This window comes from Mesorhizobium sp. U510 (assembly GCF_059180695.1).
Genome location: NZ_CP180532.1, coordinates 4229371 through 4243703, shown reverse-complemented (window position 1 = coordinate 4243703; position 14333 = coordinate 4229371). Strand labels below are relative to the sequence as shown.

The 14333-nt window shown below is 61.9% G+C and carries 20 protein-coding genes; 9 read left to right on the top strand and 11 right to left on the bottom strand.

Annotated features, from left to right (window positions below):
- Positions 1-10 precede the first annotated feature (10 nt).
- On the top strand, positions 11-193 hold the full coding sequence (locus ACLGL5_RS22190) for an RNA polymerase sigma factor region1.1 domain-containing protein (protein WP_019857899.1): 183 nt from the start codon (positions 11-13) through the stop codon (positions 191-193).
- A 24-nt stretch (positions 194-217) separates the two neighbouring features.
- On the opposite strand, the gene ACLGL5_RS22185 is transcribed toward ACLGL5_RS22190, so the two are convergent.
- The 3 genes from ACLGL5_RS22185 to ACLGL5_RS22175 all read right to left on the bottom strand — a co-directional run bounded on the left by ACLGL5_RS22185 (position 218) and on the right by ACLGL5_RS22175 (position 1834).
- Entirely contained in the window at positions 218-604 is a 387-nt protein-coding gene (locus tag ACLGL5_RS22185) for a hypothetical protein (protein ID WP_069092040.1), read from the bottom strand.
- A 75-nt stretch (positions 605-679) separates the two neighbouring features.
- Positions 680-1276: a DUF2155 domain-containing protein gene (locus ACLGL5_RS22180; protein ID WP_019857896.1), complete on the bottom strand. Its 597-nt coding sequence runs from the start codon at positions 1274-1276 to the stop codon at positions 680-682.
- A 159-nt stretch (positions 1277-1435) separates the two neighbouring features.
- Entirely contained in the window at positions 1436-1834 is a 399-nt protein-coding gene (locus tag ACLGL5_RS22175) for an NADH:ubiquinone oxidoreductase subunit NDUFA12 (protein ID WP_010909204.1), read from the bottom strand.
- Between the two features lie 229 nt (positions 1835-2063).
- Here ACLGL5_RS22175 and panB point away from each other — a divergent pair, with 229 nt between their 5' ends.
- Entirely contained in the window at positions 2064-2924 is an 861-nt protein-coding gene (gene panB / locus ACLGL5_RS22170; protein WP_069092039.1) for a 3-methyl-2-oxobutanoate hydroxymethyltransferase, read from the top strand.
- Positions 2921-3772, top strand: coding sequence for a pantoate--beta-alanine ligase (gene panC / locus ACLGL5_RS22165; protein ID WP_064982839.1), 852 nt, complete (start codon positions 2921-2923; stop codon positions 3770-3772). The genes panB and panC overlap by 4 nt, the downstream gene beginning before the upstream one ends.
- 89 nt (positions 3773-3861) lie before the next feature.
- Here panC and ACLGL5_RS22160 read toward each other — a convergent pair whose 3' ends face one another.
- The 4 genes from ACLGL5_RS22160 to gatB all read right to left on the bottom strand — a co-directional run bounded on the left by ACLGL5_RS22160 (position 3862) and on the right by gatB (position 7222).
- Positions 3862-4206 carry a hypothetical protein gene (locus tag ACLGL5_RS22160; RefSeq protein ID WP_019857893.1) on the bottom strand — a complete coding sequence of 115 codons (345 nt, stop codon included), beginning with the start codon at positions 4204-4206 and terminating at the stop codon, positions 3862-3864.
- Between the two features lie 164 nt (positions 4207-4370).
- On the bottom strand, positions 4371-5069 hold the full coding sequence (locus ACLGL5_RS22155; protein WP_069092038.1) for an AIM24 family protein: 699 nt from the start codon (positions 5067-5069) through the stop codon (positions 4371-4373).
- A 157-nt stretch (positions 5070-5226) separates the two neighbouring features.
- Positions 5227-5718 carry a GNAT family N-acetyltransferase gene (locus ACLGL5_RS22150; RefSeq protein WP_069092037.1) on the bottom strand — a complete coding sequence of 164 codons (492 nt, stop codon included), beginning with the start codon at positions 5716-5718 and terminating at the stop codon, positions 5227-5229.
- 4 nt (positions 5719-5722) lie between these two features.
- Entirely contained in the window at positions 5723-7222 is a 1500-nt protein-coding gene (gene gatB, locus ACLGL5_RS22145) for an Asp-tRNA(Asn)/Glu-tRNA(Gln) amidotransferase subunit GatB (RefSeq protein ID WP_069092036.1), read from the bottom strand.
- A gap of 284 nt (positions 7223-7506) precedes the next feature.
- Here gatB and ACLGL5_RS22140 point away from each other — a divergent pair, with 284 nt between their 5' ends.
- Entirely contained in the window at positions 7507-7764 is a 258-nt protein-coding gene (locus tag ACLGL5_RS22140) for a YjhX family toxin (RefSeq protein ID WP_069093396.1), read from the top strand.
- Between the two features lie 48 nt (positions 7765-7812).
- Here the strand turns inward: ACLGL5_RS22140 and ACLGL5_RS22135 are convergent, their stop codons facing one another.
- A complete protein-coding gene (locus tag ACLGL5_RS22135) occupies positions 7813-8244 on the bottom strand; it encodes a CBS domain-containing protein (RefSeq protein ID WP_010909196.1) in 432 nt (143 codons plus the stop codon).
- 88 nt (positions 8245-8332) lie between these two features.
- Positions 8333-9091: a rhomboid family intramembrane serine protease gene (locus ACLGL5_RS22130; RefSeq protein ID WP_069092035.1), complete on the bottom strand. Its 759-nt coding sequence runs from the start codon at positions 9089-9091 to the stop codon at positions 8333-8335.
- 389 nt (positions 9092-9480) lie between these two features.
- Between ACLGL5_RS22130 and ACLGL5_RS22125 the strand changes: the two genes are divergently transcribed.
- From ACLGL5_RS22125 to ACLGL5_RS22110, 4 genes are all read left to right on the top strand, one after another.
- Complete coding sequence (locus ACLGL5_RS22125; protein ID WP_027046791.1) at positions 9481-10113, top strand: PAS domain-containing protein; 633 nt, start codon at positions 9481-9483, stop codon at positions 10111-10113.
- Positions 10114-10232: 119 nt separating this feature from the next.
- The gene (locus ACLGL5_RS22120; RefSeq protein ID WP_494372766.1) at positions 10233-10850 is read left to right on the top strand and encodes a PilZ domain-containing protein; all 618 of its coding nucleotides are present in this window, start codon (positions 10233-10235) and stop codon (positions 10848-10850) included.
- A 294-nt stretch (positions 10851-11144) separates the two neighbouring features.
- A complete protein-coding gene (locus ACLGL5_RS22115) occupies positions 11145-11753 on the top strand; it encodes a transglutaminase-like cysteine peptidase (RefSeq protein ID WP_010909192.1) in 609 nt (202 codons plus the stop codon).
- A 216-nt stretch (positions 11754-11969) separates the two neighbouring features.
- The gene (locus tag ACLGL5_RS22110) at positions 11970-12527 is read left to right on the top strand and encodes an ankyrin repeat domain-containing protein (RefSeq protein WP_064982831.1); all 558 of its coding nucleotides are present in this window, start codon (positions 11970-11972) and stop codon (positions 12525-12527) included.
- A gap of 52 nt (positions 12528-12579) precedes the next feature.
- On the opposite strand, the gene ACLGL5_RS22105 is transcribed toward ACLGL5_RS22110, so the two are convergent.
- Both ACLGL5_RS22105 and ACLGL5_RS22100 read right to left on the bottom strand, forming a co-directional pair.
- A complete protein-coding gene (locus ACLGL5_RS22105) occupies positions 12580-13107 on the bottom strand; it encodes a gamma carbonic anhydrase family protein (RefSeq protein WP_019857884.1) in 528 nt (175 codons plus the stop codon).
- 19 nt (positions 13108-13126) lie between these two features.
- On the bottom strand, positions 13127-13462 hold the full coding sequence (locus ACLGL5_RS22100; RefSeq protein WP_069092033.1) for a DUF6949 family protein: 336 nt from the start codon (positions 13460-13462) through the stop codon (positions 13127-13129).
- A 117-nt stretch (positions 13463-13579) separates the two neighbouring features.
- Between ACLGL5_RS22100 and ACLGL5_RS22095 the strand changes: the two genes are divergently transcribed.
- Positions 13580-14311 (top strand): hypothetical protein, encoded by a 732-nt coding sequence (locus tag ACLGL5_RS22095; RefSeq protein WP_069092032.1) that lies wholly within the window; start codon positions 13580-13582, stop codon positions 14309-14311.
- Positions 14312-14333 lie beyond the last annotated feature (22 nt).

Sequence of the window (14333 nt, the reverse complement as noted above, 5' to 3'; positions counted from 1 at the left end):
GGGAGCTTCGATGTCGAGCGAAAACCACCTTCGAGCGGATATGCGGCCAATTGTTCAAGCGCTGATCGAAAATGGCAGAGACGTCACAATGGGTCAGCTCAACCAACTGCTTCCCAAGCGCGAATTCAGTTCAGCCGAGATCGAAGACATAATGGCTGCTCTCTCCGAGCATGGAATACACATCACCGAGTGAACTATCCATCGGACCACCAGAGGATCAGCTCTTCGCTGCAGTCTCCAGCGGCGTCTGCGAATGGAACATCATCTTCCAGCCGTTGACGCGATGGACATAGCCGGTGCTGACCAGCGCGGCGTAGGGTTCGCCGTTCTCGCGTGTCGCATGCGCCTCGTAGGTCAGCATGACGATGTCGCTGCCAGGCTCGATTATTCCCTTGAGCTCGATATTGAGATCGCGCCAGCGGTTGGGTTTGGTCGCGGTCTTGGCCAAGTCGGCATTGTCCATGGCCTTCGCCATTCGCGGAAAGGCCACCAGGCATTCCGTATCGGCATTGGCGGCGTAATAGGCCGCATCGCCGGTCCAGAACCCTTTTTCAAGTTCCAGCAGTTCTTTTTTGCTGGCCGTGATTCGCTTGCTGTCCGACATCGAAATATCCTCCGGGCGCATCGATGCGCGGTCGTCTGTGGTCCAACGCATGGTGGCCACGACGGTTCCCAGGGATTAGTTGGTGCCTGACGTATCCGGTTCGGCGGGATCGGACTGTTCCGCATCCGGGCTGGCCGCAGGCTTGGCGGCGGCTGGTTCGGTCGCGGCCGGCTTCGAAGCGTCAGCCTTGGTGGTATCGGCCTTGGTGGCATCTGGCGCCGGCACATCGGACTTCTGTTTGCATTCCTTCAGCCAGACGTCATAGACGGCATGCTCGACAGCGTTGAGGCCCGGGCTTTCGGCGAACATCCAGCCGGTGAAGATGCGGCGGATCTTGCGGTCGAGCGTGATCTCGTCGACCTCGACGAAGGAATCGGTCTTCGGCTCCTCGTTCTGCGGCCGGGAATAGCAGACGCGCGGCGTCACCTGCAAAGCGCCGAACTGCACGGTCTCATCGATGTAGACGTCGAAGGTGATGATGCGGCCGGTGATCTTGTCGATGCCGGCGAACTCGGCGACCGGATTGGTGATGCGATCCGATCCCGCGGGCGCGGCCGGTGCGGGAGCGGCGGGTGTCGCCGGTGCGGGCGAAGCCGCAAAGGCCGCGGTGCTGACGACGAGGCCGGCGGCTAGCGTCAGACCGCCCGTCGATATCCGATTGAAAAAGCTCATATAGGGGTACCGGTGGTTCGCGCCCGGGTGATTCCGTCGATCGCCAAGGCTAGTCGCCGTTTTCTGATCAGCAAGCAGCTAAACACCAATTGTGGCGATAAAGGACCGGCCTACACTTCGTGCTGAGACAAAGTCGGGGCGTCGTACAAGCCGGGGGCGTTACGACCCGGGCGTCCAAGCGTCGTAGTCACCGGTAACCTGCGGGCGATGCTGATTGGTCAGCACCGAGCCCTTCGGGCGGTAGGCCGCCGGCGTGCCGGTCAGATTGGGCTGATGCGGCTTCTGCCAGTCGCGCGGCTTGTAGTCCTCGCTGGCCGGAGCGAGATCGACGCGGTGGTGGATCCAGCCATGCCAGCCGGGCGGTATGGCCGAAGCTTCCGAATAGTTCCGGTAGATGACCCAGCGGCGCGTGCGACCTTCCGAATCGATGCCACCTTCGTAATAGACATTGCCGACCTCGTCCTGGCCGACCCTCTTGCCGTACCGCCAGGTGTGCAGACGTGTTCCCAGCGTCTGGCTGTTCCACCAGGTGAAAAACTGCGTCAGGAAAGTCTTCATCTCAGAGCCCTTTGCGCTGGCGGCGCCTGTTTCCTGCTTATGGCGTCAGGCCTTCGGGAAGGCAAGGGTTTTGCCACGGGGAGCGCGCAAATGGCGCGCCGGGGTACCGACACAGGCCTTTGATCCCGAGAGGCACAGGATGTGCGCTTGCCAAGCCTTTCGGCTCTTTCTAAAGCTCAGCGCGCCCATGCGGATATCCAATCCAGCCATGGGCCGAGGGAGGTGACGATTGGCCACGAAACTGCCGACCACCGACATTCGCATCGGCACCGAGCTGATTCGTCGCCGCAAGGGCGGCATCCCGTTGGTCTGCCTGACCGCCTACACCTATCCAGTCGCCCGCCTGCTCGACCCGCATGTCGACCTGCTTCTGGTCGGCGACAGCGTCGCCATGGTCCTGCATGGTCACGAGACGACGCTCGGCGCCTCGCTGGAGATGATGATCGCGCATGGGCAAGCGGTGATGCGCGGCTCGGCCAGGGCCTGCGTGGTCGTCGACATGCCGGCCGGCAGCTACGAGGATTCGGCGGCACAGGCCGTGGCCTGCGCGCAGCGCATCGTTGACGAGACCGGCTGCCAAGCGGTGAAGCTTGAAGGTGGCGTCGACATGGCCGGGCAGATTGCGGCAATCGTCGCCGCCGGCATTCCGGTCATGGGTCATATCGGCCTGCTGCCGCAATCGGTGGAGAAGGATGGCGGCTACAAGATCAAGGGCCGCACGGACGAGACTGTCGTGGCGCTTATGGCGGACGCGCGTGCCGTCGAAAAGGCCGGCGCGTTCTCCGTGGTCATCGAAGGCACCATCGAGGCGGTCGCCGCCGACATCACACGCCGCATCGCCATTCCAACCATCGGCATCGGCGCCAGCGGCGACTGCGATGGCCAGATCCTGGTCATCGACGACATGGTCGGGCTGACCGTCGATCGCGTGCCGAAATTCGTCAAGGAATATGCCGACCTGCGCGGCGTGATCGCGAACGCCGCCGAGCGCTACGCAGCGGAGGTGCGAGACCGGACTTTCCCCGGCCCTGGCCATGTCTTTTCGGGTTCAAAAGCCTCTTCGGACTTAAACGGCGGGGACGAATCATGAGCCGTCCCGAGGTCGTCGACAGCGTCGCTGCACTTCGCGCGCAGGTCAGTGACTGGCGGCGCGACGGCCTGCGCGTCGCCATGGTGCCAACCATGGGCGCGCTGCATGAGGGTCATCTCTCCCTGATCAGGATCGCCAGGGAAAAAGCCGAGCGCTGCGTGGTGTCGATCTTCGTCAACCCGGCGCAGTTCGCGCCGAGCGAGGATCTCGACAAGTACCCGCGCCAGCTCGCCCGCGACCTCGACCTGCTGGCGACGGTCAAGGCCGATCTCGCCTTCACGCCGACGGTCGGCGCGATGTATCCCGCCGGCTTTGCCACCAGGATCTCGGTCGGCGGCCCGTCCGCCGGGCTCGAATCGGACTTCCGCCCCACCTTCTTCGAGGGCGTCGCCACCGTGGTGGCCAAGCTTTTTCTGCAGGCGACGCCTGACTGTGCGGTCTTTGGCGAGAAGGATTACCAGCAGCTTTGCGTCGTCAGACAGCTCTGCCGCGACCTCGACCTTCCCGTCGAGATCATCGGCGCCCCGACCATACGCGACGCGCATGGCCTGGCCATGTCATCACGCAACGCCTATCTCGACGAGGCTGAACTCGCTGTCGCTCGCCAGCTCAACGCGATCCTGCGCAGGGCGGCAGCCGCACTGGCGGCCGGCACGCACCAGGACGACGCAACCGGAGAAGCCGGCCGAGCCCTTATCGCTGCCGGCTTCCAGAAGATCGACTATGTCGAGGCCCGCGAAAGCCTGACGCTTGCGCCCTGGCGCCGCGACCACGCCGGGCGTGTGCTTGCCGCGGCCTGGCTTGGCAAGACGCGGCTCATCGACAATGTGGAAGTTCCCACCGTCTAGGTGACAATGCGGCGGTTTGCCGCCGCGCTAACTCTTTGTTTTGACGCAATTCCGGACGGAAAACCGCTCACACTTTTCCTGGAATTGCGCTAGCTCTCGCTCTTTCGTCCGCCGGTCCTGACGAGCAGTTGTCCCGCCACGATGCCAGCCACTCCGGCAAAGGCCTTCACAAGGGCATCGATGAGACGTGCGTGACGGCTGGGATCGATGATCTGAAGCAATTCCAGTATGCCTGCGGTCGCAACCACGAAGATCACGGCTTGATACAGGCGATTGGGGAAGCCGAGTGCCACGGCGAGGCCAAGCAACACATAAGCCAAGGCGCGCTCAACATTCGCATCGGCTATGTGCGGTCGCACCTGGATCGGCGACAAGGTTGCAAAAACGATGATGGCGAGCAGCGCCAGGGCTACAATGCGCGACAGTTTGGTCATGTCCCTGAATATCCGTCGTCATCCGGCGCAGCAAATGCGACAATGACGCATGCCCGAATGGACCGATAGGGACTTCGCCGCCGATGCGGAGTCCCGTCGGTTATGCCGCGCCGGCTGGTACGACTGCGGCGGTTCGCCAGCGCTGATCCATATCCTCCTCGAGCCTATTCCTCGGTCGGCATATGCAGATACATCGACTGAATGCCGACCCGACCCGGACCGGTGAAGCGGTTGACGATGAAATTCATATTGGCGCCGAAGAAGCCGCTCGAAAGGCGGTCGATCTTGGTTTCCATCCTGACGGAGGCATCCTTGAACAGCCAGCCGCCCGGCTCGATGTCGATGGTCTCGCCGGCGGCAAGCGTCTTTTCGAAGACATTGCCGTAGCCATGCAGCCAGACGATGCCATCGCCGCCATCGCCGCGAAAGCGGTCGATGAAGAAGCCGCTCTGGCCGAACAGCATCGTCGCCAGGCCGCGCACACGCTCGAATGTGTAGTCGACATTGCCGGTGGCGGCGAGAAACTGGTGTTCGCGCACCTGGATCTCCTCGCCACGCCTGAGATGGATTGGCACGATGTGGCCGGGTCCATCACGGCTGAAGGCGATGATGCCCGCTCCCGACGCCTCGGTGACGAAGATCTGCATGCCGGCCATCATGCGCTTCAGGGCGCCTTTCAGCGATTTCAGGCCGATGGTGATGGTCGAGTTCTTCCACAACAGGATGTGATGCTCGAAATAGACCGGCATTTGCGTCACATCGACCGAAAGCACGGGCACCAGTTCGCCCGCTATGTGGTAGGTGACGCCACCAAAAGTTTCTTGCGACACCTGCGTCGGCATCAGTTCCGGCAAGCTTGGCATGATTTCCCCCAGCGCTACCCGGCGTGCCGGTCCATTCCGGCTTCCGCGCGGTCAGCGCCTGCAGCTTTGGTGCGGGGCTATCAGGCCGTCAAACGAAAACGGGCGCATGCGGCGCCGCTCGCGCGAAGGTGATCAAGAGAGGTCGACTTCGAAGGAATCAGCCGGCAAGAGGCCTGATGTAGACCAGTGTCGGCTCGCCGGAGGCACCCGCGTGCTCGCCGGCATCGCCGGATCGCACGAAGCCGTTGGCTTCGTAGAAGGCGATGGCGCGGGCGTTCTGCGCCTCCACTTCCAGGCGGATGGCGCGGGCTTCCGGAAAACTCTCGATGATCTCGTCCAGCAACATGCCGCCGATGCCCCTGTCCTGCAGGGCTGGAAGCACGTAGAGCTGTTTCAGGACAACTTCTTCTCCGCTACCAATGCCCTCGGCAAAGGCCACGCCGCCAATACGCTTGCCGTCATCGGCGACGAGGAACTCGCTGTTCGGCTTGCTCAGCCGCGCCTTCAACGAGGCGATCGAGTGCCACGCATCGGTGATTTCGGTGACCTTGGCAGCGCCATAGAGCGCGTCATAGGTCGCGTGCCAGGTTTCAACCAACAGTGCGCGGATGGCAGCGAGATCGCGTTCGCCTGCGGTGCGGACGAACATGGCCTTACTCGATGCCGAGCTTGGCCTTGACGAGGTCGTTGACCGCCTGCGGGTTGGCCTTGCCGCCCGTCGCCTTCATCACCTGGCCGACGAACCAGCCGGCCATGGTCGGCTTGGCGCGCGCCTGTTCCACCTTGTCGGGATTGGCCGCGATCACCTCGTCGACCGCCTTCTCGATGGCGCCGGTGTCCGTGACCTGTTTCATACCACGGCTTTCGACCAGCTGGCGCGGGTCGCCGCCTTCATTCCAGACGATCTCGAACAGGTCCTTGGCGATCTTGCCCGAAATGGTGCCGTCCTTGATCAGGTCGATGATCGCGCCGAGCTGATCGGGCGAAACCGGCGCATTTTCAATGTCCTTGCCCACCTTGTTCAACTGGCCGAGCAGATCGTTGATGACCCAGTTTGCGGCGAGCTTGCCGTCACGGCCGGCGGCCACCTTCTCGAAATAATCGGCGACCGACTTTTCCGACACCAGGATCGAAGCGTCGTAGGTCGAGAGGCCAAGCGCGGAGATGAGCCGCGCCTTCTTGTCGTCGGGCAGTTCCGGCAGCCCTTTGGCCAAAGCATCGACATAGGCCTTATCGAATTCCAGCGGCAGCAGATCGGGATCGGGGAAATAGCGGTAATCGTGCGCTTCTTCCTTCGAGCGCATCGAGCGCGTCTCGCCCTTGACGGCATCGTACAGGCGCGTTTCCTGATCGATCTTGCCGCCGTCCTCGAGAATGGCGATCTGGCGGCGCGCCTCGAAGTCGATGGCCTGGCCGATGAAGCGGATCGAGTTCATGTTCTTGATCTCGCAGCGGGTGCCGAACTCGCCACCGGGCCGGCGTACCGAGACGTTGACGTCGGCGCGCAGCGAGCCTTCATCCATATTGCCGTCGCAGGTGCCGAGATAGCGCATTATGGTGCGCAGCTTGGTGACATAGGCCTTGGCCTCATCGCCGGAACGCAGGTCAGGCTTGGAGACGATCTCCATCAGAGCCACGCCGGAGCGGTTGAGGTCGACATAGGACATGGTCGGATGCTGATCGTGCATCGACTTGCCGGCATCCTGTTCCAGATGCAGCCGCTCGATGCCGACCTCGATGTCCTCGAATTCGCCCTGGCGGTCGGGGCCGACTGACACGATCACCGTGCCCTCGCCGACGATCGGCTGCTTGAACTGCGAGATCTGGTAGCCCTGCGGCAGGTCGGGATAAAAGTAGTTCTTCCGGTCGAAAACCGACTTGTGGTTGATCTGCGCCTTCAGCCCGAGACCGGTACGGATCGCCTGTTTGACGCACTCCTCGTTGATGACAGGCAGCATGCCGGGCATTGCCGCATCGACCAGGCTGACATTGGCGTTGGGGGCCGCACCGAAAGCGGTCGAAGCGCCGGAAAACAATTTTGCTTCCGAGATGACCTGCGCGTGCACTTCGAGACCGATGATGATTTCCCAGTCACCGGTGGCGCCGGGGATCAGGCGTTTTGCGTCGGGCGTGCGGGTATCGATCAGAGACATGGGGGGCCTGCAAATTGAAAACTGCGGAATATGCAAAAATGCATATTTTGATGTGCATTCTCGCTAGTGCAAACCGCCAAAAGAGACAAGCGCAAAGCCGCAGGCTGGCCTTTTCAGCCGCTTTCGCCTATAGGACGCCCATCCCAATGGAGAGTGGATGTCCACTTACGCTCAGTCCCGGTAAGGCCCTGACCTCGTAGCGAGGCAGGGCAAGAAGACCTGAAACCCCGTGCCGCGAAGCTTTGCAGCGGCGGCTGTTTTCGTTTTCCCGGGAATTTCTCCTCATGGATATTTCGCGCACTGAACAGCGCATCCTGCACCTGCTTGCGCAGGGCGGACGCATTGAAATCGAAAAGAACCAGAAGAAACGGATCGCCTCCGTCAAATGCCTGACCCGCGATGGCTGGCACTATCCGGGCGTCGATGTCGACCTGTTTCGAAAGCTGAAACGCAAGAAGGCGGTTTCGTCGTCGGGTGGCGGCCCTTACCGCATCACCAGGCACGGCCTCGAACTCGTCCGCTCCGAACTCGACAATCGATAGGCTACGGTTCCGCCGGCTGGGTTTCCGGCCGGCGGTTCCTTTCACCGCTCAGGCGGTGGCGATGTAGGCCCTGATCTCGTCCGCCTCGCGCTCGACATCCTCGATGCGGCGCTTGACTACGTCGCCGATGGAGACGATGCCATCGAGCAGGCCGTCCTTTTCCACCGGCAGATGGCGGAAACGGCCCCTGGTCATGATCTCCATCACCTCGTTGACGGTGTGGTTCTCGTTGCAGATCTTCACCTTCGGCGTCATTGCCGAACGCACGGCGATATCGAGCGCGGCGGCACCTTCCTTGGCGACAACCCGCACGATGTCGCGCTCCGACAGGATGCCGACAATCTTGTGATCGCCATTGGTGATGACCAGCGCGCCGATCTTGTGTTCGGCCAGGATGCGGATGGCTTCGCTGAGCTTTTCGTTCGGCCCGAGCGTCAACACGTCGTGGCCCTTCTTTTCCAGAATTGCCTTAACCGTCATGGCGTCCTCCTCTGCTTCGCCTGCCGGTTCCCTGCCCAGACCGGCTTTCACGTAAGAGTGAACATCGTGCGCCGTGATCGGTTGCATTTCAAGTGCGGTGGTCGGTGCTCTCCCATTCCGGCGGCTGCCATCGCCGATCGAACCAGCGCAAGCCGAAGAAGCCGGCGACGAAGCCGCCAATATGCGCCTCCCAGGCGATCTGCCCATCTGCTCCAGGCGCAAAACCGAGCAGGCCGGTGGCGAGGTTGATGATCATCCACACGGCAAGGAAAATCACGACACCGCGCGAACGCAAGACAGTCGCGATCGGCAGCACAGGGCCGGCGAAGGCCGCCGTGCCGGCAGAGCGGTCGGTGCGGAAACCGAAACGCGCCGCAGCACCCATCATGCCCGATATGGCGCCGGAGGCGCCGACCAGCGGTGCCTCGCCATAGGGGTGCATGGCCCAGAACAGCGCGACGGAAGCCAGCCCGGTGACGGCGAAGAACAGAGCGAACCGGAGCCCGCCGAGGCGATTGGCCAACGGCGAACCAAACGCGGCGAGCCAGACCATGTTGATGGCGATATGGGCAAAGCCCCCATGCATGAAGGCATAGGTGAAGGGACGCGTGAACAGGAACCAGTCGAAGCCGTATTGCCCGGTATAGAGGACGGGAATGAAGGCTCCATCGTAGAGCAGCGTCATCTGCTGCGCGTCGTTCAGCACATATTGCTGCAGCAGGAAGACGGCCGCGCAAATGCCGATCACCGCCAGCACGATCGGCGGCAGGTTGAACACCGGTTCGCGCGCGGGCGGCGGCAGGCTTTCGGCCGGCTCGGCCTCGGTTGGATTTTGCTGTTCGCTCATCTGCAATCGCACTCGGTGCTGTTCGATCTGGCGAGCATCTAGATCACGGCCATTGGAACCGCAAACGGCGAATCGCCCCAGTGCGAATCAAAAAAGAAGCCGTCCAAGGTTTCCCCTGAACGGCCGGTCGAGCCCCCTGCTCCCCTAAAACTCTTGACTGAAGTGCTGCCGATCGTCGCGAAACGACCGCTTCTGGAGTGGTTTTGATGTGCCACAGGGCCTGCTCGGGAGCAACGTAAACCAGTTGTTAACCTTAACGCCCCCGACCCGTGAACAAGTGTTAACGACGCTGGCACGCTTCCTGCTCCGCAACGCATGTAGGTCATCGGAGGGCGCCCTTCTGTTCACCGATGGGACATCAGACGACAGAATGCGCGGAGCAGCATACCATGAACCAAAACGGATCGATCACGCTGTTCCATTATTGGAACCGCCTGCGTGACGGACGCCCCGCTCCGAAGCGTTCGGAAGTCGAGCCGGCCGATATCAAGTCGCTTTTGGCCGACACGTTCATCCTGGAAAGAGACACGCGCGGCCAACCCATCTTCCGCCTAGCCGGCACCAGGCTCTGCGCCTGTTATGGCCGCGAACTCAAGGGGTTCTCCTTCCCGTCGCTGTGGCGCGAGAAGGATCAGCGTCTGGTCTCACGGCTGATTCACGGGGTTTTCGACCAGAAATCGGTGGTGCTGATCAATTTCGAGGGCTTCAGTCGCAATGGCCGCTCCAACAAGTTCGAATTGCTTGCCTTGCCGCTCGACGGCGGCATCGAGAACCCGCGCTGCCTTGGCGTGATCAGTGCCGCGGAGAAGCCGTTCTGGCTGGGCGCCGACCCAATCACGGACGCAATGATCGATTCGATTCGTGTCATCGATCCGGAGAAAGAGATGCTCAACAACCGGCCGGCGATCGACGTTCCCTCGCTTGTTCCAGCCGAACTGGAGGCGCCCGATACGATCTCGGCGCTTGGCCGGGCGCGCCGCATCCGCCATCTCGTCGTCTTCGACGGCGGGCGCGACGAATAGTTGATGATCGCACGGTCTCGCAGGCTCGTTTTTCCCCTTTGTTAACCCGCTTTGTTGTACTTCTGTGATGAAGTCCCTCGCATTGACGCGCGGGAATGCCAAACGGGGTGTAGGCAGTCATGAGGTCAGCGGCGGTCGACTACGCGCCGTCCCAAGCTGAAAGGCGTAACTTTCAGCGCGTCCGGGTCAAGATATACAGGCAATTCATGCTGGAAGACCGCACCGAGCATCCTTGCCAGGTTGTCGACATGTCGCCCGGCAATGTCGCGTTCCGCACCGATCGCATCGGCATGCCCGGTGAAAAGGTGATCGCCTATATCGACCATATCGGCCGCATCGAAGGCGTCGTTACGCGCACGCTGCAGGACGGCTTCGCCATGACGGTGATCGCGTCCGACCGCAAGAAGGACAAGCTGGCGGCGCAACTGACCTGGCTTGCCAACAAACACGAACTCGACCTGCCGGAAGACCGCCGCCACGAGCGCGTCGCGCCGCGCAACCCGACCAGCGTGCTGCAGCTCACCGATGGCCGCCAATACCAGTGCCGGATCATCGACCTGTCGCTGTCGGGCGCCGCGATCGAGATCGACGTGAAGCCGGCGATAGGCGTCCAGGTCATGCTCGGCACCATGCGCGGCCAGATCGTTCGTCATTTCGAGGATGGCGTCGCCATCGAATTCGCCGTCATCCAGCGCCCTGAGACGCTCGATTCCGAATTCAACACGCCACGCGCCTGACCGGGTCCAACGGACGCTGCAAGCAAACCGGCCCTGCGTGGCCGGTTTTTTGTTTCCGGGCGACAGCGATTTGTCCCTTCGCAAGTGGCCGGATTGTCTTCCGACAGGCAGGCTGCCATTCGAGGCGCCGGGCATGAGCTTCGATGCCAGCCCAGGCAATCCAAACAATTCAATACTCAAATGATTCAAATTTTATGTTTATTCTATTGGCGTTTTACTTAAAGTCTGCTTCGCGCTTTTGCGTCAAATAAATCCAGTCGTGGCAATGTCTCCTTCGAACGGGGAGACTAGAAAATGAAAAAAACGAGGGGCAAGCTGTTGCTTATGGCAATGGCGATGCAGCTTTCCGCTTGGGGATCAGCATATGCCGCGGGACCGGCCTATATGCACACTGGCGGCCGTACCACACAGCCTGTCGGCCACTATGAATTCTGCCAGCGCATCCCTGGCGAATGCAACGAGAAGACGCCCAAGGGCGCGCCGGTCGACCTGAGCCGCAAGCTCTGGGCGACGATCGTCAACATCAACAATTCGGTCAACACCCGCGTCAAGCCGCGCACCGACATGGAAAACTACGGCGTCGAGGAGTACTGGGCCTATCCCGACAATGGCTATGGCGATTGCGAGGACTATGCGCTGGAGAAGCGCCGCGAACTGATGGACGCGGGCGTGCCGGCGGGCGATCTCCTGATGACGGTTGCGCGCCAGCCGAATGGCGACGGCCACGCCGTGCTGACCGTGCGCACCAGCCTCGGCGAGTTCATCCTCGACAATCTGGAAACCAAGGTGCTGTCCTGGACGGACACCGACTACACCTATCTCAAGCGTCAATCGACGGAGAATTCCGGCGTTTGGGTGACGATCAACGACGGCCGCTCCGACGCGGTCGCCAGCGTCCGCTAGGACGTGACGAGAAACCCGGTCGAGTCCCCACCCTCCCCGTCCCCAACGACCGGGTCTAAGGAGCCGGCCCCGTCCCCGGGCCGGCTCCGCCATTTCTGGCGATGCTCGAAACCCAATCAGGGTTGGGCAGGCGCATCCGACTATCCACCGCCTCCTTTGCACGGACAGCGGATCGAGGCATCATAGGCTGTTGGTTTCGTCCTCTGGATCACGGCGATGCTGGAAATCCCGGAAGATCGATGCGAGCGTCATCGTCTGTTCAAGGCGATCGACGATGCCTTCAAGGCCGGTGACTTCGATGGCCTTGGCAAAGCGCTGGGCGGTTCGCCCCGCTGGTTTGACGAACGTATGCCGTTCGAATTCGGCCTCGGACATCCTTTGGAATACGCGATCTATTGGAGCCCGGTCGGCTTCATCTCGACGTTGCTGGATGCAGGCTCGGATCCGAATTACGGGGATCACGGTGGGTTTCCGGCAATCATTGCCGCGCTGTCCACCGACCGGGCCGACCGACTGGAAATCATCCAGATGTTGATCGAGGCTGGCGCCGATCCCAATATGCGGGGCGTGAACGACTGGACGCCTCTTCACTATTCGGTGGCTATCCGCAGCGCCGAAGCGATCCGTCTGCTTTTGGCTGCTGGCGCCGACCCTACTCTCGCAACCCGCATCGATGACTATACGACAGCCATCGAGGAAGCCGACAATGCCGGCTTTGAAGCCGGCGCTTCATTGCTGCGTGATGCCATGGCAAGGCGCGGCTCTAATAGATAATGGCTCGGCCCACGATAGAACCGTCGGCGACCGGGATCGGCCGAAACTGGCCTCAAACCTTCTTCAGCCCTGCCTTGAAGCGCTTGCCATTGGCGACGTAGTGTGCGGCCGAGCCGCGCAGCCTGGCGACGGCTGCGTCGTCCAGCACCCTGATCGCCTTGGCCGGCGAGCCGACGATCAACGAATTGTCCGGAAATTCCTTGCCTTCGGTGACCAGCGCGCCGGCGCCGACGAGCGAATTCTTGCCGATCCTGGCGCCGTTCAGCACGATGGCGCCCATGCCGATCAGGCTGTTGTCGCCGATCGTGCAGCCATGCAGCATGGCCCGGTGGCCAATCGTGCAGCCCTCGCCGATGGTCAGCGGAAAGCTGGGATCGGTGTGCATGACCGTGTGTTCCTGCACATTGGTGTCGGCGCCGATAGTGATCGGCTCATTGTCTCCGCGAATGACGACGCCGAACCAGAAACCGGCATTGCGGCCGACGCGCACGTCGCCAATCAGCGTCGCATCGGGCGCGATCCAGTTTGTGTCAGCATCCGCGAAGCTGGGCTGCGTTCCGTCGATCGCATAAAGCGGCATTGTCGGCCTCCGAATCGTCTCAGACGCCGGACCCTAAGAGACCGATCGTCCATGAGGCAATGGCAAGCACGACGATGCCCAGCGCCAGGGACCAGGCAATCGCCGTGCAGCCGCATGACAGGAGCGCCATCGTCGAAATGCGCTTCTCGCGGCGGGCATCGAGGACGTCGTTGACCAGCATGAACGGCCCGGCGCCAGCGGTGGCCGCCAGCGAGCGCAGCACATGGGCGGGCGACACATAGGGCTCAGTGAAGGCGACCTTGCGGCCCGACACCAGCTCCATCGTCGAGCCCGTCAGCCCGCACACCGTCAGCCCGACGACAAAAGCAAACAGGAAGAGTTCCATCTGAGCCATCTTAACCTTCCATTTACCATGAAATCGCACAGTCGTTTCAGGAAGGCTGCAAGAGCCGTGCCGCGCGATATGTGCCGCCGAGGGACACTGGGAATGGCGGCTGGGATGAGGACCGAGATGAAGCAGGCAGCGACCGCCGACGGCCCTGAACTCACCGTGGTCGATTCCATGCTGATGAAGCGGGTGTTCTATGCCTTCGCCGCACTTGCCTTGCTGTCGGTCGCGATAAGCCTTGGCGGCAAATGGTTCGGCCATAGCATCGCCATGGCCGGATATACCGACGACACGACGGTGCGCCGGGTGGTGATCGGCAACAATGTGATTTCCGTGCCGGCCAATTTCATCCGTTTCGACCAGGCCCGGCGCGACGGCATCGCTTCGCGTCTCGACCTTTATCTGCGCTATCCCCAGATGGACGGTTACAGCGAGGCGGCCCGCGACGATTTCAACCACTCGGAAGCCAATGGGAAGATCATCTTCCTGTCCTTCGAACAGCAGATGATGTCGCGCGACATGAGCGGCCGGTTCGCGCCGATCTACAGCGCGCTGATCGTCCAGCCCGGCGTTCCAGGACCGGGCGGCACGACGGTCTACGGTTTCAACGAGAAATCAGGCTATCTGAACGAGGTGCTGGTGGTCGGCAAGCGCGGGGGAAAGGACCCTTTCGTGGCCCGCTGCCTGAGCGGGCCGAGTGCCGGTCAATCACTGGCGCCGTGCGAACGGGACGTCCATGTCGGTGACGATCTCAGCCTCACCTACCGCTTTCCCAAGGAATTCCTTGGCGACTGGCAGGCACTCGACGCGGCGATGACGGCTGAGGCCGGGCGAATGCTGAAGAGCGGACATTGAGAGACAATGGCAGGCCGCTCCT